The organism is Acinetobacter endophylla, assembly GCF_053543775.1.
This window is the reverse complement of record NZ_JBLVOM010000316.1, coordinates 1764-23916: the sequence shown is the minus strand read 5'-3', so window position 1 is coordinate 23916 and position 22153 is coordinate 1764. Positions and strand designations below refer to the sequence as shown.

At 42.9% G+C, this 22153-nt stretch carries 22 protein-coding genes and 1 tRNA gene; 19 read left to right on the top strand and 4 right to left on the bottom strand.

Annotated elements, in window-relative coordinates:
* Nucleotides 1-5 precede the first annotated feature (5 nt).
* From ACNPNW_RS18015 to ACNPNW_RS17960, 12 genes are all read left to right on the top strand, one after another.
* Nucleotides 6-1079 (top strand): NAD(P)H-dependent glycerol-3-phosphate dehydrogenase, encoded by a 1074-nt coding sequence (locus ACNPNW_RS18015; protein ID WP_004280094.1) that lies wholly within the window; start codon nucleotides 6-8, stop codon nucleotides 1077-1079.
* A gap of 76 nt (nucleotides 1080-1155) precedes the next feature.
* The gene (locus ACNPNW_RS18010; protein WP_348962264.1) at nucleotides 1156-1611 is read left to right on the top strand and encodes a phosphoglycerate mutase family protein; all 456 of its coding nucleotides are present in this window, start codon (nucleotides 1156-1158) and stop codon (nucleotides 1609-1611) included.
* Nucleotides 1612-1641: 30 nt separating this feature from the next.
* Entirely contained in the window at nucleotides 1642-2781 is a 1140-nt protein-coding gene (gspL, locus tag ACNPNW_RS18005) for a type II secretion system protein GspL (protein ID WP_114541764.1), read from the top strand.
* On the top strand, nucleotides 2781-3260 hold the full coding sequence (locus ACNPNW_RS18000) for a type II secretion system protein M (RefSeq protein WP_004280088.1): 480 nt from the start codon (nucleotides 2781-2783) through the stop codon (nucleotides 3258-3260). The genes gspL and ACNPNW_RS18000 overlap by 1 nt, the downstream gene beginning before the upstream one ends.
* Before the next feature lie 90 nt (nucleotides 3261-3350).
* On the top strand, nucleotides 3351-4352 hold the full coding sequence (locus ACNPNW_RS17995; protein WP_114541763.1) for a quinone-dependent dihydroorotate dehydrogenase: 1002 nt from the start codon (nucleotides 3351-3353) through the stop codon (nucleotides 4350-4352).
* A gap of 5 nt (nucleotides 4353-4357) precedes the next feature.
* Nucleotides 4358-4939, top strand: coding sequence for a CvpA family protein (locus ACNPNW_RS17990; protein WP_005246742.1), 582 nt, complete (start codon nucleotides 4358-4360; stop codon nucleotides 4937-4939).
* A 24-nt stretch (nucleotides 4940-4963) separates the two neighbouring features.
* Nucleotides 4964-6499 (top strand): amidophosphoribosyltransferase, encoded by a 1536-nt coding sequence (gene purF / locus ACNPNW_RS17985; protein WP_180038885.1) that lies wholly within the window; start codon nucleotides 4964-4966, stop codon nucleotides 6497-6499.
* 89 nt (nucleotides 6500-6588) lie between these two features.
* Entirely contained in the window at nucleotides 6589-8478 is a 1890-nt protein-coding gene (locus tag ACNPNW_RS17980) for a M48 family metalloprotease (RefSeq protein ID WP_420937399.1), read from the top strand.
* Nucleotides 8479-8682: 204 nt separating this feature from the next.
* On the top strand, nucleotides 8683-9327 hold the full coding sequence (locus ACNPNW_RS17975; RefSeq protein WP_247143630.1) for a hypothetical protein: 645 nt from the start codon (nucleotides 8683-8685) through the stop codon (nucleotides 9325-9327).
* A gap of 22 nt (nucleotides 9328-9349) precedes the next feature.
* Nucleotides 9350-10315, top strand: a complete 966-nt coding sequence (locus tag ACNPNW_RS17970) for a 2-hydroxyacid dehydrogenase (protein ID WP_005246738.1) — start codon at nucleotides 9350-9352, stop codon at nucleotides 10313-10315.
* Between the two features lie 117 nt (nucleotides 10316-10432).
* Entirely contained in the window at nucleotides 10433-11875 is a 1443-nt protein-coding gene (locus ACNPNW_RS17965) for a M48 family metalloprotease (RefSeq protein ID WP_224216353.1), read from the top strand.
* Nucleotides 11876-11982: 107 nt separating this feature from the next.
* On the top strand, nucleotides 11983-12339 hold the full coding sequence (locus ACNPNW_RS17960) for a hypothetical protein (protein WP_247143631.1): 357 nt from the start codon (nucleotides 11983-11985) through the stop codon (nucleotides 12337-12339).
* A gap of 75 nt (nucleotides 12340-12414) precedes the next feature.
* Here ACNPNW_RS17960 and ACNPNW_RS17955 read toward each other — a convergent pair whose 3' ends face one another.
* The gene (locus ACNPNW_RS17955) at nucleotides 12415-12861 is read right to left on the bottom strand and encodes a GatB/YqeY domain-containing protein (protein ID WP_004280076.1); all 447 of its coding nucleotides are present in this window, start codon (nucleotides 12859-12861) and stop codon (nucleotides 12415-12417) included.
* 33 nt (nucleotides 12862-12894) lie between these two features.
* Complete coding sequence (gene rpsU, locus ACNPNW_RS17950) at nucleotides 12895-13110, bottom strand: 30S ribosomal protein S21 (RefSeq protein ID WP_001136722.1); 216 nt, start codon at nucleotides 13108-13110, stop codon at nucleotides 12895-12897.
* Between the two features lie 147 nt (nucleotides 13111-13257).
* On the opposite strand from rpsU, the gene tsaD reads away from it, so the two are divergent.
* The 3 genes from tsaD to ACNPNW_RS17935 all read left to right on the top strand — a co-directional run bounded on the left by tsaD (nucleotide 13258) and on the right by ACNPNW_RS17935 (nucleotide 16970).
* Nucleotides 13258-14274 carry a tRNA (adenosine(37)-N6)-threonylcarbamoyltransferase complex transferase subunit TsaD gene (gene tsaD / locus ACNPNW_RS17945; RefSeq protein WP_004280030.1) on the top strand — a complete coding sequence of 339 codons (1017 nt, stop codon included), beginning with the start codon at nucleotides 13258-13260 and terminating at the stop codon, nucleotides 14272-14274.
* Nucleotides 14275-14478: 204 nt separating this feature from the next.
* On the top strand, nucleotides 14479-15438 hold the full coding sequence (locus ACNPNW_RS17940; protein ID WP_420937398.1) for a sensor domain-containing diguanylate cyclase: 960 nt from the start codon (nucleotides 14479-14481) through the stop codon (nucleotides 15436-15438).
* A 488-nt stretch (nucleotides 15439-15926) separates the two neighbouring features.
* A complete protein-coding gene (locus tag ACNPNW_RS17935) occupies nucleotides 15927-16970 on the top strand; it encodes a hypothetical protein (RefSeq protein ID WP_420937432.1) in 1044 nt (347 codons plus the stop codon).
* 101 nt (nucleotides 16971-17071) lie between these two features.
* Here ACNPNW_RS17935 and ACNPNW_RS17930 read toward each other — a convergent pair whose 3' ends face one another.
* Nucleotides 17072-17392: a DUF6176 family protein gene (locus ACNPNW_RS17930; RefSeq protein ID WP_004280027.1), complete on the bottom strand. Its 321-nt coding sequence runs from the start codon at nucleotides 17390-17392 to the stop codon at nucleotides 17072-17074.
* 91 nt (nucleotides 17393-17483) lie between these two features.
* Here ACNPNW_RS17930 and ACNPNW_RS17925 point away from each other — a divergent pair, with 91 nt between their 5' ends.
* Nucleotides 17484-18512 carry an IS701-like element ISAba11 family transposase gene (locus ACNPNW_RS17925; RefSeq protein WP_200223593.1) on the top strand — a complete coding sequence of 343 codons (1029 nt, stop codon included), beginning with the start codon at nucleotides 17484-17486 and terminating at the stop codon, nucleotides 18510-18512.
* A 68-nt stretch (nucleotides 18513-18580) separates the two neighbouring features.
* Here ACNPNW_RS17925 and ACNPNW_RS17920 read toward each other — a convergent pair whose 3' ends face one another.
* Nucleotides 18581-19453: an ATP-binding protein gene (locus ACNPNW_RS17920; protein ID WP_004280026.1), complete on the bottom strand. Its 873-nt coding sequence runs from the start codon at nucleotides 19451-19453 to the stop codon at nucleotides 18581-18583.
* 188 nt (nucleotides 19454-19641) lie between these two features.
* On the opposite strand from ACNPNW_RS17920, the gene ACNPNW_RS17915 reads away from it, so the two are divergent.
* The 3 genes from ACNPNW_RS17915 to ACNPNW_RS17905 all read left to right on the top strand — a co-directional run bounded on the left by ACNPNW_RS17915 (nucleotide 19642) and on the right by ACNPNW_RS17905 (nucleotide 22153).
* Nucleotides 19642-21153 carry a DUF3336 domain-containing protein gene (locus ACNPNW_RS17915; protein WP_420937959.1) on the top strand — a complete coding sequence of 504 codons (1512 nt, stop codon included), beginning with the start codon at nucleotides 19642-19644 and terminating at the stop codon, nucleotides 21151-21153.
* Nucleotides 21140-21961 (top strand): protein kinase domain-containing protein, encoded by an 822-nt coding sequence (locus ACNPNW_RS17910; protein ID WP_213687139.1) that lies wholly within the window; start codon nucleotides 21140-21142, stop codon nucleotides 21959-21961. The genes ACNPNW_RS17915 and ACNPNW_RS17910 overlap by 14 nt, the downstream gene beginning before the upstream one ends.
* Nucleotides 21962-22068: 107 nt before the next feature.
* Nucleotides 22069-22153: transfer RNA gene (locus tag ACNPNW_RS17905), tRNA-Leu, on the top strand.

Below are 22153 nucleotides of genomic sequence, written 5' to 3'. Positions count from 1 at the left end.
ATAAGATGTCAGAATTAAATTTCTCAAAACTGGTAGAACCGGTTGCAGTTGATCATAAGACAGCTTTAAGAGTAACGGTATTGGGTGGGGGCAGCTTTGGTACTGCAATGGCCAATACTGCAGTGCGTAATGGTTGCAATACCATGATCTGGATTCGTGATGAAGCAGTTGCGGCAGATATTAATGCCACCCATATCAATAAACGCTATTTGCCAGATTTTAAGTTAGAAGAAAATCTGCTGGCGGTGTCAGATCTGGAACAGGCTGTGCGTGATCGCGATATTATTTTAGTCGCAATTCCGAGCCATTCTTTCCGGGATGTTTTGCAGCAAATCAAACCTTTTATTACATCGCAAGCCGTGATCTCGCTGACCAAGGGTATTGAAGCCAAAACCTTTAGTTTCATGAGCGATATTATTCGTGAAGTGTTGCCTGAAGTGCCTTATGGTGTGTTATCAGGACCGAATCTGGCCAAGGAAATTGTGGCAGGACAGCCGGCAGGAACCGTGATTGCCAGCCAGTCCGAGCTGGTGCGTTATGCCGTACAACAAGCCCTACATAGTGCCTTGTTCCGCGTATTTGCTAGTGATGATGTGCATGGGGTAGAACTCGGGGGCGCATTAAAAAATATCTATGCTGTCGCGATGGGCATGGCTGCTGCGTATAACGTGGGTGAAAATACCAAGAGTATGATCCTGACCCGTGCTTTGGCCGAAATGAGCCGTTTTGCAGTAAAACTCGGTGCTAATCCGCTGACTTTCCTTGGGCTTTCAGGTGTGGGTGATTTGTTCGCTACCTGTAGCAGCCCTCTTAGCCGTAATTATCAGGTGGGTTATGCGCTTGGTAAAGGTAAAACCTTGGAGCAGGCAACGACTGAGTTGGGGCAAACGGCAGAAGGGATTAATACCATTGTACAGGTCAAGGCACGTTCGGAAGAGCTCGATGTGTATATGCCGATTACCTCGGCCTTGTATGATGTGATTTTTGAAGGTGCGCCGCCACTCAATATTGCATTGTCATTGATGAAAAACGGTCATCGCAGTGATGTTGAATTTGTCTTGCCACATCATCAAGTCTGATCTATAACACAGGGACTGTCTGCGAATTGTCATATTCGCTGCTTATCATGCAGGCAAAAGAATATAAGGAAATCAAATGCAACTGACTTTAGTTCGACATGGCGAGGCCGCACCACCGGTCAATGGTAATGACACCAAGCGACCTTTAACGGAGCGTGGTCATCAACAGGCTGAGCAGACTTCACAGTTCTTAAAGGATCTGATTAAGCCTGAAGTCTTTGTGGTCAGTCCGTTATTGCGTGCGCAGGAAACTCTGGCACATTTGCAGCAGTATTTTAAAGATGTGCCGGTGGTGATCTGTAATACCATCAAACCAGATGATGATGCCAAAGTCGCAGTAGAATGGTTGTCGCAACTGCCTTATGAGTCGATTGCAGTGGTGTGTCATATGAATGTGGTGGCCCATATGTCTTCCATTCTGCTGGCTGAATCTTTTCATCCCTATGCATTGGCAGAAGCGCGTATTTATGATCAGGCGGTGATTGCCCCTGGCTTATCCACACAGATAAAAAGCTTTATTCCTACACTATAAAAAATTAATTAAAATGGCAGAACACAATTGATGTTGTATTTATGGATGCCAGAAGCCAATGGGGTTTGGCAATGGTCAACTGGGGAATTCTGGAACACTGCGGACACACTTGAGCAGCTGATTCAGGATATACAGGCTCATCATGGCGAAGAGGCAGTAGTATTTTTCCCGAGCCGTCATGTGCAAATTTTGCAGCAGACCTTGCCCAAGAGCCAATATAAGAAAATGGGTAATGATGGCATTAAATATTTGCTTGAAGAATACGTGGTGCTGCCGGTAGATGCCATGAAAGTGCTGCATCATTTTCAGCAGCCGGATCAGATCAGCATTATGGGGATTGCGAATTCAACGCTTGAGACCTTGCAACACGCGCTAAACTTGATCCCAGTCAAGCTGGCAGCTTTGTTACCGGACTTTTTGGTGCTGCCTGTTCCTGATGCCAATCAGCGTGTGATTGCGCAAATCGGTGGACGTTTGCTGGTGCGCGAGTCGGAATATATCGGCCAGTCGCTGGATGATCTAAGCCTTTATCTGGATTATCAGCCCAAGGATCTCAGCTATAAGGTGAGCAATCTGAATCAGGAGCAGTTGCGTAGTCTTGAAGCACTGGTCACTCAGGAGCAACTGGAGTCTTTCCAATATGGAATTCCTGTACTAAAAAAACCGAAACAGCATCCGTTTAATGTCTTGCCTAAAGCAAAATCCAATGGCGCTATTTCCGGCTACTGGAAAGCCTGCGCGGCGGTTTTTCTGGGTATTTTAGTATTGCAGTTTAGTTATGATGCTGTGCGCTGGTATCAATATAAGAAAGTGGCGAATCAGACCGCCGCGCAAGCCATCGACCAGTTTAAATACTGGTTTGGACAAAATTATCCGGTCACTGAGCAGAATATCAAAAGTCAGTTTGAAGGGCAGTTGCGTCAAAGCCAGATTGCAGATACGCATGCATTGCAGCTGATTAGTCGGGTGGGGCCAGTCTTGATGCAAAATCAGATTGTGGCACAACGGGTGAATTATGATGCTTCTGTGTTAAGTATGGAGCTTAAGGCCAATTCATCAGAAACGTTAAATGCACTGACCAGACAATTAAGCCAGCAAGGCTTTAAGGTGGAGCTGGGGAATATTCAGGCCAGCGGAACAGCTGCGATCGGACTGGTGAGGATTCAATAATGAAAGGCATTGAAGCGCTACAAAATCGTATGGATCAGTCTTTTGAAAAACTGAGTGATTATCTGGACAGCTTGTCGGTACGTGAACGGGTAATGGTGATTTTTACCACTGTTTTTGTGATTGTGGCGGCAGTCGGTTCTGCACTCTGGTATATGCATCAGGCAGCAGATACCCAGCAAAAACGCTTAAATCAGCTGAAAGATACCATTGTTTGGATGCAAAGTAATGCAGTAACCATGAAACCGGCTGGGGACACCCAACTGGATGCAGCGGAGAAAGTACAGCGAGTCGCACAGCAGCAAGGATTGTCGGTGGCTTCCCAGCAAATGGAAGGAAAAATTCAATTGGCGGTCATGCATGAAAATTATGCAGTACTGGCAAATTTCCTGACTCAGCTGGCACAAATGGGGCTAAGTATCGAGAAAATGGAACTAAATAATGAGGCAGGACAGATTAAATTAACGGCGACCATACAATAAACGGTAAAAATAAAGATTTGCAAAGCATGGTTTTTTTGTCAGCCTATGCCTATAATATGCCGACTTAAAAAGCAGTAGACTTTTCTGGATATGTTGTATTCTCTAGCCCGCCCTTTGTTGTTTTCTTTAGCACCAGAGCGTGCACATGAGCTGACATTATCACTATTGAAATCATCCCATAAAATGGGCTTGATGCGTCAAAACGTTGCTGCGAAACCTGTGACCTGTATGGGAATCGAATTTCCCAATCCGGTAGGTCTTGCGGCAGGTTTGGACAAAAATGGTGCCTATATTGACGCCCTTGCCGGTCAAGGTTTTGGTTTTATTGAAATTGGTACCATTACCCCGCGACCGCAAGCCGGCAATCCTCATCCGCGTTTATTCCGTTTGCCACAGGTCAAAGCCATTATTAACCGTATGGGCTTTAATAATGATGGCGTGGATCAGCTGGTTGAAAATGTCAAAGCGGCCAAATTTAAAGGCATTCTCGGTATTAATATCGGTAAAAACGCTGATACTCCGGTAGAAAAAGCAGTAGATGATTACCTCATCTGTTTAGAAAAAGTCTATAATTATGCTTCTTATATTACCGTCAACATTTCTTCTCCCAATACCAAAAACCTGCGCAGCCTGCAAAGTGGTGATGCACTCACCGAACTGCTGGAAACACTGAAGAAGCGTCAGCTTGAATTGGCTCAGGAATACCAGCATTATGTACCTTTGGTACTGAAAGTGGCGCCTGATCTGGATAACAGCGATATTGCCTTTATTGCCAAGCAATTATTGCAATTCAAGATTGATGGCCTGATCGTGACCAATACCACACTGTCACGTGAAGGTGTAGAGGGTCTGGAGCATGCAGAGGAAGCAGGTGGTTTGTCTGGCGCGCCAGTATTTGAGAAAAGTACCGCATGTCTGGCTGCATTTGCTGCGGTATTAAAAGGACAAATTCCATTGATTGGTGTGGGTGGTATTCTTTCAGGTGCAGATGCTGCTGCCAAGAAACAGGCAGGCGCCAGCCTTGTACAAGTTTATAGTGGCCTCATCTATACTGGACCTAAACTTGTAAAAGATTGTGTAGACGCACTTTAAATCCTATGAATGCCATTGATATCTTTCTACTGATTATCTTGCTCATTGGAGGGCTCAACGGTTTGCGTCAAGGATTTATTAAAGCCTTTGCGAACTTAGTGGGATGGATCTTTGCCCTGATTGTTGCGGCAAAATATTCAACGCTACTTGCGCCGTCTATGGTTGCTCTGAGTACAGATCCAGTCGTACAAAAGATTGCGGCCTTCGCTTTTATCGTCCTGCTGATTGTAGTTCTGACCTGGATCGTTACTGCACTGTTGAACCGTATTTTAAAAAGTCTTAAACTGGGCCCTCTCAACCGTCTGGCGGGTGGTGTCTTTGGTAGCCTGAAAGGTTTGCTGATTGTTCTGATTACCATGCAGGGAATTGGCCCGTGGGTAGAAAGCTCACCTCACTGGAAACAGTCCAAGTTTATTCAAGCCTTATTGCCTTATGCACCTTGGGCGACTCAAATGTCGAAAGAAGCCGCGAATGGCGCACTACAACATATCAAGCCTGAAGGGACATCGAAACCTTCAGCTTCATCATCTGAAACATCGTCCAAGTCTGGAGCTGCAGATGAGTCTACAAATAATCCTTTTTATTAATCCTAGCTTGTCTGCGAGGTTGCTATGTGTGGAGTAGTTGGTATAGCTGGTAAATCACCCGTTAACCAAATGTTGTTTGATGCATTAACGATGTTACAACATCGTGGACAAGATGCAGCTGGGATCGTGACATGTGATGAAGGACGTTTATTCCTGCGCAAAGACAATGGTATGGTGCGTGATGTATTCCATACTCGTCATATGCGTGCTTTGAAAGGAAATTACGGTATTGGTCATGTGCGTTATCCAACAGCCGGTTCATCGAGCAGTGCTGAAGCACAGCCGTTTTATGTGAACTCGCCGTACGGGATTACCTTGGCACATAATGGTAACCTGACGAATGCCGAAGAAATTCATGATGACCTGTTCAAAACTGACTTGCGTCATATGAACACCGATTCTGATTCGGAAGTCCTGTTAAACGTGTTTGCGCATGAATTGCAAAAACATGGCAAATTGGTACCGACGTCGGAAGATATTTTCCATGCGGTGACGCGTGTGCATGAGCGTTGCAAAGGCGCTTATGGTGTGGTGGCGATGATTACCGGTCAGGGGCTGGTGGGCTTCCGCGATCCGAACGGTATTCGTCCACTGATCTACGGTTCACGTGAAACTGAGCAGGGCATGGAGTATATCATTGCTTCAGAGTCTGTTGCGATTACTGCGCTGGGCTTTAAAGTTGAGCGTGATATTCTGCCTGGTGAAGCGGTATTTATTGATTTAGAAGGTAACTTCTTCACCAAGCAATGTGCAGTGAATGCTGAATACCGTCCTTGTATTTTTGAATACGTTTATTTTGCCCGTCCAGATGCCATCATTGATGGAATCTCGGTGTATAAAGCACGTTTGAAAATGGGTGAGAAGCTGGCGCAAAAAATTCTGCGTGAGTGGGGTGAAGAGCATGATATTGATGTGGTGATTCCGATTCCGGATACTTCACGTACTTCAGCGCTAGAACTTGCCAATATGTTGGGCGTGAAATTCCGTGAAGGTTTCATGAAAAACCGTTATATCGGCCGGACCTTCATTATGCCTGGTCAGCAGCTGCGTAAAAAATCGGTACGTCAAAAACTGAACCCGGTTGAGCTTGAGTTTAAAGGTAAAAACGTACTGTTGGTGGATGACTCGATTGTCCGTGGTACGACCTGTAATGAAATTATCCAGATGGCTCGTGATTCTGGTGCGAAAAAAGTATTCTTCGCTTCTGCAGCACCGATGGTGAAATATCCAAACGTTTACGGTATTGATATGCCGGCGAAATCTGAGCTGATTGCATCGGAACGTAGCGTGGAAGAAATCCGTGAAATTATTGGTGCTGACCGTCTGATTTTCCAGGATCTGGAAGATTTGAAAGATGCGGTAAGAACCACCAAAGTACCGGATGTCAAAGACTTTGATTGTTCAGTGTTTGATGGCATCTATGTTTCGGGCGGTATTGATGCGCAATATCTGGATGATCTTCAGCAAAAACGTAGTGACAGTGCCATGAAAGAAAGCAATTATATTGATGTCAATATTGATGCAGCCTCAGTGGATTTGACTGGCGTACGCGAAGTTTAAACATTTAAAATCATCATGAAAAAGCGGGAATTTCCCGCTTTTTTGTTTTATGATGAGCCCATTGAAAATTATCATTTTAGGGTTCTGCATTGCGAAACGTAGGATACGATTTTATAAAAAACAAAAATATAGTACTACCTGTAAGTTTTTGCCTGATTGCAATTCTGTTGACTATTTTTATTATTAATACCGTTGTTGGTCTCTTTGTCTTTTATACTGATCCTAGCCAGTCAATCTTCTGGCATGTGCTGAGTCCTTATCTGATTGCTTTGCTGTTATGTGCCATGATGATCTCGGTCATCTACGAGTTTTATATTTTTCGGAATGGTGGTTATTCACTGGCGAAGCAGTTGGGTGCGCGTCGGTTGAGTCCGATGGACAGTATTCCCGAAGAAAGTGCTGCATTGCACATTAACCAACAGTTGGCAGAGACTTTTCTGATTGATGTTCCTGCAGTATATGTGCTGTCCGATGAAGTCGGTGTCAATGCGCTGACGGCGGGTTTTAGTCCGCGGGATACCGCAATTATCCTGACTTGGGGTGCGATACAAACACTGGATAAAGTCGAGCTGTATGGCTTGCTCAGCCATGAATTCAATAAAATCCTCTCTGGTGAAGCTGCAGAAAATACCCGTTTGAAAATTCTGTATAGCAGTCTAACCACGTTTAGTCAGTGTGGCAGTAAGATTGCCAAGTCCGGTTTTTATCGAGCGGGTAGTCCCCGTGAAAACAAGTTTGAAACTTTCTATGTTGCAGTCGGTGCGGTGATCTGGCTAATTGGTAGTTTGGGTGTTTTGATTTCCCGTTTTATTAAATATATTTCACTGGGTGGTCGAACCTATAAAAATGATCGGAAGACCCGTCGCCTGATTCAAAATGATGCCAATATCCAGACTTTACTCAGAATCCATGTGCATCATTCCGGCTCCCAGATTTATAGTGAATATGCTGAATCCATTTCACATATGTGCTTTGCCAATTCCTTGAGCCCACAAAACTGGCTGAATATTCATCCCCATATCAATCAGCGGATTTATGAATTAAATCCTGCCTTGATTCAGGACTTACAGCTTGAGAATCTGAAAAAACTCAAAAATCAGCCTTTGTTTAGTTTGTTCCGTTCTTTAGAAGAAGTGGTGCCTGAAACTGCAATGAGCTGGAGCTCGCCACAGCCTTTGCCATTATTGCGGCTGTCTCCGATCAGTTTTGCGATTAAAGATGCGATCAAACCACTGAATCCGGAACTTCGGCTCAAGATGCCACGTCCGGAACTGATTGAGCGTGCATTACAAACCGCAACTGGTTCTCGTGAAGTGATGGTCGCCATTTTAATGATCCGTCAATATCGTGAATTTATTCCGACTGAGGCTGAAGTTAGCCGTGCCATTGTAGATTCATTGCTCAATCTGGACGGGCGGGTGCATATCTCGATTTTCCAGCAAGCTTGTAACAATATTGGTGGCATGCCGACAACTGTTGCACGCCAGTTTTTGATGAAGCTGGCACGGATTATTCAGGAAGATGGCGAAATTGGCCTGTTGGATGCATTATTACTGGAATGTGTGAAATACGAACTGAATTTGCTTCCTGCACATACGCCTACAGCACTCGATGAGGTCAAGCCACAGATTGTGCGTTTGATCGACGCCTTGCTGCATGTACAGCAGATTAATAGCGGCAACCAGCTTGAGGTGCGGGAGCGGATTTTAAACCGGATTCTGACCGCTCAGGAACTGGACTTATATAATGAAATTTCTGATGAGCCGATTGATCTAGCAGAAATCCTGAATGATATTGCGGGGCTGTTATTGCGTGATCGCCTCAGTATTTTAGGTATTGCAGAGGCCTGTTTGTGGAGTGATCGTATCGTGACACAGGATGAGTTGGACGTGATGGAGCTGTTGTATTGGCGCTTGGGTTTTGAGGCAGAACAGGTCGTTCAGCAAATGTTAAAGAAGAACAGTTTAACCATTCTGTAGAAAATAAATGAGAACGCGCAGCTTTAGCCGGAATCTGTTATAACAGCAGGAATGGTTTAATTGTGTATTAAAAGCACGGTTTTTAGCAGACAGCTAAACTTTGTACTAGAATCCATCAGGATAAAAAAGAAAAGCTGAAAAAGTTCGGCAAAGCACAGGCAATCCGGCTAAAATGTTCAGCCTGAAATTGGTGATGATGAAAAGATGATTGGGCATCAGCGTGACATACTGGCAACATTAGGAATCGATCTCTGGATTCCTAGGGACAGCGCATGTCAGCCGCACCAGGTTTCGATCTGGCGTGATCAGGCTGCACCTGAATTTCACACCGATATCGTCTTACCACAGCCTGCTTCCGTAGAGGCGTTGGCTGATCTACCGATTCCTGAGCCAGAGCCAATTGTTACGCTTAAGGTTGATACACCACCTGCGGCACCGACTCACATTGCACCTGTTCAGGAACAGCGTGAAATCGTACAGATCCCGCCATTCAGTTTGCAGGCTTTAAGTCTGGCGCATTGCAGTATCATGATTGATGCAACTAAAATGACCGAAGACACCCAGAATCTATGGGGCAATATCCAGCGTGCAGTCCTAGGTGAGTTTCATGAGCTGAACTGGCCATTTCCCTGGGCCAACGTTCAGGATGGACGTGGTGTAGAATCCTATATTCAGGGTTTTCTGGATGGAATGAGTGCAGAGAAAAATATTATTTTCCTCGGGCCTGTAGCGCATATATCAAATACGAAAATGATCCAGTTGGCATCTTTACAAGAAATGCTGGATCAGCCGATTCTAAAAAAACGTTTATGGCAGTTTATGCAAAATAGGACTGCCAGTCTGGAATAATCTTGCTGTGGAATAAAAATAGATGAAACAAAAAGTGGTTGTATTTAGTCAAATTGATACTGATATTCAAAACAAGCTGGAACAAAATTATCAGGTTAGTTATATACAACCGAAGCTAGGCGATGTGAATCAACAGCTTTTGCAGCAGGTTCAGGATGCTGATGGCATGATTGGCGCAGGGCGCTTGTTGAATCGCGATAATCTGGCCAGTGCCACCCGGTTAAAAATTATCTCCAGTGTCAGTGTCGGTTATGACAACTATGAACTGGATTATTTAAATGAAAAGAAAATTTATCTCAGTCATACGCCGCATGTACTGACTGAAACCACTGCTGACCTGGCTTTCACTTTACTGATGTCAGCAGCACGCAAAGTGGCTTACCTGGATCAATGGACCAAGCAGGGACAATGGCAGCGTACCGTGGGCGAAGCACAATTTGGTATGGATATTTTTGGAAAAACCCTCGGAATTATTGGTCTCGGTCATATTGGAGCTGCAATCGCACGTCGTGGTTTTTACGGTTTTAATATGAATATTCTGTATCATAATCGTCGGGAAAAACCAGAACTTGCTCAAGGGTTGAATGCGAAATATTGCCAGCTTGAGGAACTGTTACAGCGTTCTGACTTTGTGGTCGTTGCAGTAGATTTGAATGCGGATTCCAAGGCGCTGATTGCGACAGCGGAATTGGCTAAAATGCAATCCCATGCAGTATTGGTCAATATTTCACGTGGCTCGGTCATTGATGAACAGGCATTAATTTCAGCTTTAAAAGCCAAGCAGGTTTTTGCTGCCGGTCTGGATGTGTATCAGAAAGAGCCGTTAAAGGAATCGGAATTATTCCAGTTGGATAATGTGGTTACATTGCCACATGTGGGTTCGGCCACTGCAGCCACCCGTAAAAAAATGGCAGAACTGGCTTATCAGAATCTTGTTGATGCCTTGGAAGGACGAGTGCCCCGTTATGTGGTCAATCCGGAATTTTAAAATGCATCTGATTCGTCGTTTAAATGGTATTAAAAAATAACATTTTCTTGCGTCTCTGCTCATTGTTCTAATGCTATATTCAAGATAAATTAGATCGGCAGGATTAGAGATTTTTCATTGAAACGATTGGCGCTGGCGTGTGGCTTAAGTCTGTATATGGTAGCAGGGCACGGCTCTAACCATGATTTTAATCAAGTAAATGTACAATTTTCTGTGCCTGATATTGGTACAGGCGTCGGCTTACTCGATCAACAAAAAGAAAAAATGATCGGTGAAAAAGTCTATCGTGAAGTGCATAAACAAATGCCGGTCCTGCAAAATCCATGGCTTGAAGATCAGTTGCTTTCAGTATTTTCTCATATCCTGAGTCAGACTCAATTGCAACAGCCGATCGGTTTGCTGGTCATTAATGATCCCCAAATTAATGCTTTCGCCGTACCGGGTGGCCTCTTTGCACTTAATGCTGGTCTGATTAATTCAGCCCGAAACATGGATGAAGTGGCAGGAGTGATGGCGCATGAAATTGCACATGTCACACAACGTCATTACAGTCGCTCTCAGGATGCATTTAAAGGGCAAGGTTTACTGGCGCTAGCCGGAATTCTCGTCGGTGCTTTGGTCGCTTCTCAGGCAGATGGCGATGTCGGCACAGCGGTCATGATGGGTTCACAGGCAGCACTTCTGGATAAACAGCTCACTTATAGTCGTAATCAGGAACGTGAGGCAGACCGGATTGGTATGCAATATATGTATCGTTCCGGCTATAACCCGCATAGTATGGCAGATTTCTTTGAGGTCATGCATCGCTCGACCAGCCGATTAAGCTTTCTGCCGGATTTCTGGTTTACTCATCCGCTGACCACCGAGCGTATGAGTGAAGCGCGTTTACGTGCCAACCAGCTTCCTGCGGTGAAACGTAATCTCAATGATCAAGACTTTGAAATTATCAAGTGGTATAGCAGGGTGTTGTCTGGTCAGACCAATGCAGAGCAGCTTATACTGATGGACCGGCAAAATAATTTTGCAGGCCAGCTTGCCTTAACTGCCTATCAAATACAGCAAAGTGATTTTCAGGCCGCGCAGGCTACTTTAGATCGAGCAAAAAAGCATAACCAGAAGCATCCTTTACAGGTTTTATTCCAGACTGATATTTATTTAGCCCAGAACCAGCTTGATGCAGCTTTGAAAAGTGTAGCGTCAGCAGCGCGGATCATGCCAGAGAATCGAGCGCTCAATTATAAATATGCAGAAGTGTTGATTCGTGCCAAGCAACCCGATAAAGCAAAAGTTTTAGTGCAGCGATTTTTAAATGCCAATTCACGTGATGTGAGTGGCTGGCGACTGATGCAAGTGGCTGCCAATGCAGAGCCAGATTCGCCGATCAAGGCTGCTAATGTACTGCGCTATCGTGCAGAAGTAGAATATTGGTCGGGATATGAAGAAACCGCGATCAAATCCTTATTACATGCCCAGCGTAGCGTGAAAAACAATCAATCTTTATCGTCCACCATTCGCCAGCGTCTGAAACAGATGCAGCAGGCACATCAATACAAGATTTAAGGTTGCACTGGGTTTTAAGTTTTTGTATCAGGATGATATAGCAAGAATATATTCAATCAGGCTACAATCTTTTTGAAAGATCAGCGTGAATCAAACTGAAGCATAATATGAAAAAAATACTATTGGGTGTGTGTCTACTGGGGTGGAGTTATGGGATTTTTGCTGCGAGTGCAGTTGAATATATAGAAGCGATAGAGCGAATTAATGCAGATTATAAAAAGGAATCGCGTCAATTTTTAAGTGGGTTAAATCCGCAGCAACAGGGATTTAGTCCTGAGCAGAATGCAAAATTTTGTGGAATTGTAGGACGCTATGTTGATCGTTTATATCAGGCCGCTGACCAGAATCGTGCTTATCTGGATCGTCAGTTTCAAAATATGAGTAAACAGGATGTAATTGTAGAAGTGAAATCGTCTAAAGAGATGCAATTACTTAAGCGTTATCAGGTCGATTGTAATTTGTAATAAGAATACGTCAAGAACTGTCTTTGATGATTAAAGGCAGTTCAACGTTAAAGACAAGATGCTAGAAAGTAGGGATTAAGCAAGTTGCGCTTTGATTTTGGCGGAAACTTGTGCAGGATCGGCGCGCCCGGCTATGAGCGGACGCAGAGAATTCATCACCTTACCCATATCTTTCATGCTAGTAGCTTGTTGCGCTGCAATAGCTTGCGCAATCATGGAATCAAGTTCTTCCTCAGTCATAGCTTCTGGTAGAAACTGAGACAAAATCTCAATTTCGGCTTGTTCCTTACTAGCTAAATCATCTCGGCCAGCGCCTGCAAAGGCTTTAACCGATTCTTTACGTTGTTTAATTTGTTTTTCAATGACCGCAAGAACCTGAGCGTCGTCAAGTTCTTTGCGCTCATCGACTTCGATTTGCTTAATTGCTGCCTGTAGACTGCGAATGACCGTCAGCTTGGACATTTCTTTGGCACGCATTGTTGCTTTCAAAACATCCGTGATTTGGTCTTTTAAAGTCGTCATTATTTATTCCAGGCAATCAATCACAAATTAATCTTAGTAAAGGCGAGTCGTACGTACTGATTCACGCGCCAATTTCTTTTGGTAGCGTTTAACAGCAGCAGCTTTTTTGCGCTTACGTTCTTGAGTTGGTTTCTCGTAGAATTCACGCTTACGTACGTCAGCAAGAACACCCGCTTTTTCGCATGAACGTTTGAAACGACGGATAGCTACGTCTACTGGCTCGCCTTCTTTCAATTTAACTTGTGGCATGAAGAATCCTCATATCAGTTAGGGTAAGATCTCGGGCTGAATTGCCCTCAATCACAAGTGAAGGTCAGTATTTTACTCATTTACATCTCATACCACAAGTCTATAATAGTTGCTGCAATAGAATTGATACAGGTTATAGGCAGTTTAATGATCGTTTTAGGCTTGGAAACGTCGTGTGATGAAACAGGACTTGCGCTGTATGACAGCGAGTTGGGTTTGCGCGGACAGGTGCTTTATAGCCAGATTAAACTGCATGCAGAATATGGCGGTGTAGTTCCAGAGCTGGCGTCACGTGATCATGTGCGTAAACTGATTCCACTCATCAATGAGCTGCTTGAACAGAGCGGCGTGAAAAAATCAGAAATTGATGCAGTCGCATATACCCGTGGCCCGGGTCTGATGGGCGCACTCATGACAGGCGCATTGTTTGGTCGTACTTTGGCCTTTGCACTGAATAAACCCGCAATTGGTGTGCATCATATGGAAGGTCATATGCTGGCACCTTTGTTGTCAGAAACTCCGCCTGAGTTTCCATTTGTTGCATTATTGGTATCGGGTGGACATTCTCAGCTCATGGCTGCTTATGGCATTGGCCAGTATGAATTGCTCGGTGAATCCATTGATGATGCGGCAGGCGAAGCCTTTGATAAAGTCGCGAAAATGATGGGCTTGCCATATCCGGGCGGTCCGAATATCTCTAAATTGGCGGAACAGGGCGATCCAAATGCATTTGCATTCCCACGCCCAATGCTGCATCAAGGTCTGGAATTCTCATTCAGTGGTCTAAAAACGGCAGTTTCTGTACAGATGAAAAAACTGGGTGATGAAAACCGCGATGCCGACATCGCTGCCAGTTTTCAGGAAGCCATTGTCGATACTCTGGTGAAAAAGTCGGTGAAAGCATTGAAGCAAACGGGGCTTAAACGTCTGGTGATTGCGGGCGGTGTCAGTGCCAATAAGCGTTTACGTGAGCGTTTAGAAGCAGATTTAGCCAAGATCCGTGCATCTGTTTATTATGCTGAACCTGCACTCTGTACAGACAATGGTGCAATGATTGCTTTTGCGGGCTATCAGCGTTTAAAAGCAGGGCAGCATGATGGCTTGGCGGTGACCACCACACCACGCTGGCCAATGACGGAATTGACTAATCCGACAGAGGCATAGATTTCAGGCTTGAAAAAAAGAGGCTAAGGCCTCTTTTTTATTGTGAATTTTTAAATGAAAACTTATAGCAACGGTATGTTGTAAATATATAGTTTTATAGCTGTATTTAGAGCTTGTATATTCTATTGAAACCGGAAAAATAGTTTAATAGCTTAAGTTTATATCATGCATATTTTTACAGGTTTGTAGCAGAGGCAATCTCGGATGGAAAATATAAATTTCAAAAGTTTTCAGGATGCTGGAGAGGCAGTGTTAAAGTTTCTGCATCAGCATTTTGGCTTTAATTTATGGATGATCACCCGGGTAGAAGGCCAAGACTGGATTGTGCTGCAAAGTGAAGATCATGGTTATGATATACGACCCGGTCAAGTGTTTCAGTGGGCTGATTCTTTTTGTTCTCATATGGTCGCAGGTAAGGCCCCGAGAATTGCCCCCCGCTCTGAAGAAATTCCTTTATACGCCACAGCGCCGATTAATCAGCAGGTCTGTATAAAATCTTATATTGGTCAGCCACTCCTTAAAGAAGATGGTAGTTTGTTTGGAACGCTCTGTGCGATTGATCCAGAAACCAAATCGGAAGCTATTGTGCAAGATATGCAACTGGTCGAGTTGTTGGGACAATTGCTCAGTTCGATATTGCAGGCAGAATTACGTCAGAGTGAGCAGATAAGACAGCATGAATTATTGCAGGAAGAAGCCAGTAAAGATGAATTGACCGGGCTCTATAATCGCCGTGCCTGGGAAAAACTGCTGCGAGCAGAAGAAGAGCGTTGCAAGCAATATGGTCATCCCGCCGCTGTATTATTTATTGACCTAAATGACCTAAAAAAGGTGAATGATAGTTTGGGTCATGATGAAGGTGACAGGCTGATTCAAAATGCGGCTCAAGTATTACGAGATAATGTACGGATCAACGATATTGTTGCCCGTTTGGGTGGTGATGAGTTTGTGATTCTTAGCGTAGAAAATGATGAAACGGGTACTGAAAGTTTAGTGGATCGTTTAATTAATGCCTTTGCAGCAGCAAACATTGGCGCAGCGATTGGTATGGCGATGCGTCATCCTGGTCATGGTTTATTTGCAGCGCTCGCACAAGCGGATCAGAACATGTTTGAATATAAGCGTCGGAAAAAATCCAGTGAATCCATGACCAATCTAAAATAATCGACGCTTTAAATCTTCTGTAAATAATTAAGTATTTCATATCATAAAAATTATCATTTTATATGCTCTAAAGTCATCCTATCTTTCAATATTCTCTTTCATGGCTCTGTATAAAAGTTGAACATGATTCTCCATAAAAAGAAAATTCAATCCATCTTTAACTTAACCATTACAAATTTTATAAGCTTTGTTGCAAAGTAAATTGATTTAATTAAATGCGCTTTAATTGTATTGAAAAGTGACTCTGGTAAGGAGCGAGCTTCAAATAAGCACTTCATTTCTTATGATAATTGTTGTTTGAAATATACATTAAAATTACAGAACCAAAAATTTCTTTGTTTAAAAATAAAGCGCTATCTAAGGATAAAACTGGTTGCCAAGAAAAAACATTACCGGCAGAAATAGCATTTGAGCTGTTCAGTTTCGAGATGGCCAATCTTTAGTGATCACCAAATAAAAATGCAAAGAAATTTTAGGGAATAAATTTTATAAAAAAGCAGATTTCTATCTTTGGACTCGCTCTTGTCTCGGGTTTAATGAGTGCCTGTGGTGGTGGGGGAAGTAGCTCAGACAGTCCTACTGTCACTACACCTCCAAATGTTCCGAAAGAAAGTATTTCCTCTGAGCTTTCAGAGGAATTTGTCCTGCTTGAAGATCAGGACATTGTAGACAAAATTCGAGATAAAATTTCCGGAAATACCAGTAATGATACCGACTATAACGTTGCTCTAGGTCACATGATTGGAGAAGTATTTGCAGATTATCCTTATGGGCGTACTGCACGTATCATCAAAATTTATAATCTGGGCATCAATAGTATTAAATATCCAAATCTGATCTGTTCGGAAGTCAATACCACTGGTTCGGTCAAAACCCTGAAATTAAAAACAGATAAAGATAACTGTATTATTCTGGATAAAACTTACCGTAAAGGCTCAAACATTACTCAGACGGTGAATGGTGACACGACGACTTTAAGCTTTAGCAATGTCCGTTATGGTTCAAATGTAGATTTTAATCTCAAGGACGACTACCTGATTTCTGGCACAATTGTGCATCGTAAAACCAAAAATAACATGGGGCAATCCGAATCTTATCAAATCGATCAGTTGGAATTCCAGCGTATCGCCGAGACCGGTCAGGCAGGTACTTCTGGAATCGCGTTTGATACAAAGAGCAAAGAATATCTGCAGGTGCGTAATTATAATTACAGATTGGTCGATGATTATGGCAGTGGCAGTAATGGGATTCGTACCTTAACCAGTCGTGGTACGATTATCGGTCAGCCTGATCTGGCAGATTATCGTTACAGTTTTGATTTTAATACCACGACACCATTTAAAATGGATGAAACCGTATTAAATAACTATAAGCATTTGCCAAAAGAGGGCGTGCTTAGAATTAAGGACAGCGATGATCAGGTAATTGAGGTCAAACAGAACCAGCCTGAATCATTGAAGGCTACTGTTTATTTCAATGGCAGTGAAATTGATGACCTGCTATGGTCTACCATTATCGGTGATAAACAATAATTCGAGATGTCAAAAAAGCCCTGTATTTCCAGGGCTTTTTTTATTATTGATTGGGGAGAAGTCTTTATTACAAAACTATTTTGAATAGCCGTGCTAATAAATCAGGTAACTGTAGCATCCAATAACAATTCGGCGGGATAAACCGCTTGCCATGAAGTTTTAAACTGTTTATGCACTTGGTCAATTGGGAAAGTACTGAGTTTTGCAATATTTTGCGCTTTTTGAATATTGTCGGCGCGCATATATGCAATCAAATAGTCCTGACCATGAAGTTGCAGATAAAACCAGGACTCGACATGAACCTGTTCAGCCTTAAGCGTTTCAATTACTTCGTCTTGACGTGCTTTCAAAGTACGCTGCCAGTCATGAACTTGCTGCATGTGTAAGGGCTTAAGTTGAATGAGAACTGCGCCGACATCCATAATTTTAATTTTCTTTTGAGTATCATCATTATATATAGGACTTACGCATTGACGGATTCAAAAAAGTATTAAAATACTTTATAAAGTATCTGTGATCAGACGAATTAAAAATGCTTCTACAGCAACTTGTACTCTACCCATTTATATGGGCTTTCTCATGACAGAACCGAACTCTATTAGCTGCACACAACTTGCCGAGACTTATAATATCTCGCATGATAGTGTAAATCGCTTTCTAGAGCGTGAAGACTACACACCTCACGACCTATATCAAGAAGCAATTCAACATATTGATAATAATAAACTTATAGTCAGTATTGATGATACTGTTTTAGATAAACCATATAGTCAACATATGGACTTAGTTAGCTATTTTTGGTCAGGCAAACACCACCGATCCGTCAAGGGTATTAATCTCATTACCTTGTATGCGACAGATCAAAATGGTCAAAATATTCCAATTAATTTCCGAATTTATGACAAATCTGAAAGTAAAACCAAGAATGATTACTTTATGGATATGTTAAGTGAAGTACTCAGTTGGGGTGCAAAGATTCAATTTATTACAGGTGATAGTTGGTATTCATCGACTGGAAATCTAAAAACCATAAGAAAATATGGTATTCGATTTATGTTTGGTATCGACTGTAACCGTAAGGTTTCCCCAGAAAAAGGACAATGGTTTCAACTGCGTTTATTGCCAGATTTCCATCAGGGTCAAGTGGTCTGGCTCAAAGATTTTGGCTTTGTACAATTATTTAAGACTCAGTTAAAAGAACAGCAGAGGTTTTATATTGTGCATCAAGATGAAGATGATTTATTGTCCTTTGAGGGTTTTCATGAATTACATTCAAGTCATTGGAAAATAGAACAATATCACCGAGTGATTAAACAGGTTTGTCATATTGAAAAGTTTCAAGTAAGACGATCTAAACTGATTTTGAATCATATTTTTTCAGCCTTGATGGCCTACGTCGAGATACAAAAGAACCAGTTTGAGGGGATCTTTGAAAATGTATATCGTTGGCAGAAGAAATTATTTAGACCAATCATCAAAGACTTCATTGATGACTTTATTCTCGATAAAAATCATCTGCTACCACAGAGAATCTATAAATGATAGTGCGTAAGTCCTAATATAAATGATTTATATGAAAAAAGCGACCTGAACCGGTCGCTTTTAAGTTGTTAAGAGGCATTTAGTTGGGTTGAACCAATCCAGTGCTTGGAAAACTGATAGGCAGCACGTCCTGAACGTTGACCGCGTGCCTGACACCAGCGTAGGGCTTCAGCACGGGTTTCTGGCGTGAGTTCCATGCCTGCCTTTTTGAGGTAATGTTCGACAATTTCCAAATACAGGTTCTGATCCATTGGATAGAAAGACAGCCATAAACCAAAGCGGTCAGACAGTGAAATTTTTTCTTCAATCGCTTCCTGAGGATGTAATTCAGTATATTGCGGCACATCAACTCGGGTAACGGGCGTATTTTCATGCATGAATTCGGGTAATAAATGACGACGGTTACTGGTCGCATAAATCACAAAATTGCTGGAACCGGACTGTAAAGAACCATCCAGAACACTCTTTAAACTGCGATAATTTTCATCTTCGGCATTAAAGGCCAGATCATCACAGTAGACAATGAACTTCTCTGGACGCTCTGCAATGAGTTGCTGAATTTGAGGCAGATCGGATAAATCATCCCGTTCGATTTCAATTAATCGTAACCCTTGATCTGCATACTCGGTGAGTAGGGCACGAACAATGGAGGATTTACCCGTACCGCGTGAACCGGTCAGTAAGACATCATTGGCAGGTAAGCCGTTTAAAAACTGCAACGTGTTCTGGATGACTTTTTCTTTTTGTCGCTCAATCCCTTTTAAATCGGCCAGTTCCATCTGTCTAAGCTGATGAATAGGTTTGAGTTCACCATGTTGCCATTTATAGGCATGAGCAGAAAAATCAGGAATTTGTTTCAGTTCGGGCAGACTTTGCTGAAGTTGCTGCAGAACAGTCGAAAGGGCATTTAAAATATGGTCAGGTAACTCAATTTTCGCCATGATTTAACATTACAGATTTAAAATTATGGCTAAGATAGTACCATTGCAAAATTCACAGTCAAAGCCAGAAAAGTATGATAATTTGCTTAAAGTAGAGAATTTTCGTTATTGTAGAGGATAGAAAATTTGTACACATTTTCTGGCTCTGGGTACGAGCTGTATCAAGAATAAATATAGGGAAAAGGCAGATGCTGTTTAAAGATTTTACTCAGGATATTAATCCACATCAGGCCTATCGTATTAAAAAGCTCAAGCAGCAGCTGCAACAGGCTGAGTCCTATGAGGAATGGAAATATATTGCCCTGAAAATAGATGAAGAATCAGGTGCACAGGAATGGAAATTTGATAACAGTTCACCCTACTTTGATGCAGAAGTGATCGCACATCGTCTGGGTAAATTACGACGCTATCGACAACAAAAGCGCACCCGTGACCTGATGTATATTTTGCGCGAAGGCCTGAGCTACGATATTGCCAACATTGCCCATCCTCTACTGTTTACCGAAGCCTATGTGGGCACTAAAAGAATTATTGAAGATTATGTCGAAGAAGTCAGCCAGAGCTTAGCCTATATTGCTTCAATAGACTGTACTTGCCTAAGTATTGAAGAAAAATTAGAGTATTTTCAGCATTGTCAGCGTGCTTATGGACAACCGGCCTTGATGTTTTCTGGTGGTTCAACTTTAGGTCTGTTTCATACGGGCGTATGCAAGGCCTTAATGGAGCAGGATTTATTGCCAAAAGTCATGTCGGGTTCTAGTGCGGGCGCCATCATGACCGCCATGTTAGGTGTATCCAAACCTTCGCAATATATTGATATTTTGAAAGGCCATAATTTCTTTCATGAGGCTTTTCATTTTCGCACCATGAGTGAATTGATGAAAGGCAATGGTGGTCTGGCGGATGTAAAATATCTGAAAAAATTTCTAGTCGAAAATCTGGGTGATCTGACCTTCGAAGAAGCGCTTAAAACCTCAGGTCTGCATATCAATATTGCGGTTGCGCCTTATGATGCTGGACAGGATGCACGCATTTTAAATGCCTATACTTCTCCGGATTTACTGGTCTGGAGTGCAGTACTGGCTTCTTGTGCGGTGCCGATTCTGTTTCCACCGGTTCGTTTGACCAGTAAGCGCTATGATGATCAATATACGCCTTATATGGGTTCAACCCGCTGGGTAGATGGCAGTGTACGGAGTGATTTCCCACAGGAAAAAATGGCACGCCTGTATAATATCAATTATACCATTGCCAGTCAGACCAACCCGCATATCGTGCCATTCATGCAGGATGATATTTCACGTTTCCGTAAAGGTACCTTGAGCTGGCCGCAACGGATTGTTCGCCGTCAGGGCGCGGTGATTACCAAAGGCATGATGGATTTTGCCAGAGAGCATGCCGGAAGATTACCTCCTGTACGCCGTCTGCTGGATCATGGCTATGGTGTAGTTGACCAGCGTTATTATGGTGATGTGAATATTGTCGGTAAATATAGCCTGCGCCACTATAGCTATATGTTGCAGAATCCACGGCCGTATCTGTTTAAAATTTTACAGCGTGAAGGCGAGCGTGCCACATGGCCGAAAATTTCCCTCATTGAGACTCAGGAACGGGTCGGGAAAACTATTCAGCATTGTCTGGAGCTGCTAAATTATCAGCATACACTTAATCCAATACCTGAATACATTGCCACGACTTAATTTAGATCATCTCGATATTTCTGATTTTGAACTACGAACCAAAGCCCGTAGTCTGGGTTTTGGTCGGCGTCTTTATTATGCCAAGGGAAATGCGCTCTGGCTAAAAACCCAGATATCGCATAGATCTGATAGTTTAATATCATCTCCACATGCTGAACTAGGCTGGCAACATGAGCTGGATTTTTATCAGGCTCATGCCAGCTCAGGTGATCTAAATTTTTTCCTTCCACATCAAATTATTCAACAGCCTTTCAAGATCAATCATGAACAATTTGAGCAGGCCTTAATTCTGGTCGATGCGCCGGCGCATTTTCAGATCATGCCGCATCAGCAATCCATCACGCAAATTCGGCAACATTTGCTACAAGCTGTGGAGCCTTTAATCTGCCTGCAAGAATTGGGTTATTTGCATGCCGATTTAAAGCAGGAACATTTTGTAAATAATCAGGGCAGGGTCTGCCTGCTTGATTTTGAGCATGTCCAAATACTCCATCAGAATGACCTGCATGAACTGAATGCGACACCGCGTTATATGGCGCCGGAACTGTTCCAAGGCCAAGCCAAGAGCCTACAAAGTGAAGTTTATGCTTTGGGTGTTATTTTTTATGAGTGGTTGAGTGGTCAGCGTTTACAGGCGACAGATTATCTGGATTGGGCCTTTTTGCATTGTCAGCGTCTGAAAGTTGAGTTACCGCAGCACTTACAGGCTTTTCAAGGCTTATTAGAAGAAATGTTAAGTAAGCAGAAGCAGCATAGATTGGCCGATTTTCAAGCTGTGAAAGACTACTTAATGACTGAAATTGAATGAGAAAAATACAATAAAACTTGAATTGTTTCTTATTTAATCAAACGAGTGTTTTTTTATGATAAACGGCTTGTCAGCTGGAAATGATCTCTATAATATACACAGCCATTGGGGACGTGGCGAAATTGGTAGACGCACTGGATTTAGGTTCCAGCGCCGCGAGGTGTGAGAGTTCGAGTCTCTCCGTCCCCACCA

Excerpts from the sequence above, each read along its gene's own strand:
- gspL (WP_114541764.1), top strand. The coding sequence starts at position 1,642 with ATGTTGTATTTATGGATGCCAGAAGCCAATGGGGTTTGGCAATGGTCA.
- ACNPNW_RS17930 (WP_004280027.1), bottom strand. The coding sequence starts at position 17,392 with ATGGATGTCGGCGCAGTTCTCATTCAACTTAAGCCCTTACACATGCAG.
- ACNPNW_RS17960 (WP_247143631.1), top strand. The coding sequence starts at position 11,983 with ATGAAAAAAATACTATTGGGTGTGTGTCTACTGGGGTGGAGTTATGGG.
- purF (WP_180038885.1), top strand. The coding sequence starts at position 4,964 with ATGTGTGGAGTAGTTGGTATAGCTGGTAAATCACCCGTTAACCAAATG.
- tsaD (WP_004280030.1), top strand. The coding sequence starts at position 13,258 with ATGATCGTTTTAGGCTTGGAAACGTCGTGTGATGAAACAGGACTTGCG.
- ACNPNW_RS18015 (WP_004280094.1), top strand. The coding sequence starts at position 6 with ATGTCAGAATTAAATTTCTCAAAACTGGTAGAACCGGTTGCAGTTGAT.
- ACNPNW_RS17995 (WP_114541763.1), top strand. The coding sequence starts at position 3,351 with ATGTTGTATTCTCTAGCCCGCCCTTTGTTGTTTTCTTTAGCACCAGAG.
- ACNPNW_RS17975 (WP_247143630.1), top strand. The coding sequence starts at position 8,683 with ATGATTGGGCATCAGCGTGACATACTGGCAACATTAGGAATCGATCTC.
- ACNPNW_RS18010 (WP_348962264.1), top strand. The coding sequence starts at position 1,156 with ATGCAACTGACTTTAGTTCGACATGGCGAGGCCGCACCACCGGTCAAT.
- ACNPNW_RS17940 (WP_420937398.1), top strand. The coding sequence starts at position 14,479 with ATGGAAAATATAAATTTCAAAAGTTTTCAGGATGCTGGAGAGGCAGTG.
- ACNPNW_RS18000 (WP_004280088.1), top strand. The coding sequence starts at position 2,781 with ATGAAAGGCATTGAAGCGCTACAAAATCGTATGGATCAGTCTTTTGAA.
- ACNPNW_RS17915 (WP_420937959.1), top strand. The coding sequence starts at position 19,642 with ATGCTGTTTAAAGATTTTACTCAGGATATTAATCCACATCAGGCCTAT.
- ACNPNW_RS17920 (WP_004280026.1), bottom strand. The coding sequence starts at position 19,453 with ATGGCGAAAATTGAGTTACCTGACCATATTTTAAATGCCCTTTCGACT.
- ACNPNW_RS17970 (WP_005246738.1), top strand. The coding sequence starts at position 9,350 with ATGAAACAAAAAGTGGTTGTATTTAGTCAAATTGATACTGATATTCAA.
- rpsU (WP_001136722.1), bottom strand. The coding sequence starts at position 13,110 with ATGCCACAAGTTAAATTGAAAGAAGGCGAGCCAGTAGACGTAGCTATC.
- ACNPNW_RS17955 (WP_004280076.1), bottom strand. The coding sequence starts at position 12,861 with ATGACGACTTTAAAAGACCAAATCACGGATGTTTTGAAAGCAACAATG.
- ACNPNW_RS17990 (WP_005246742.1), top strand. The coding sequence starts at position 4,358 with ATGAATGCCATTGATATCTTTCTACTGATTATCTTGCTCATTGGAGGG.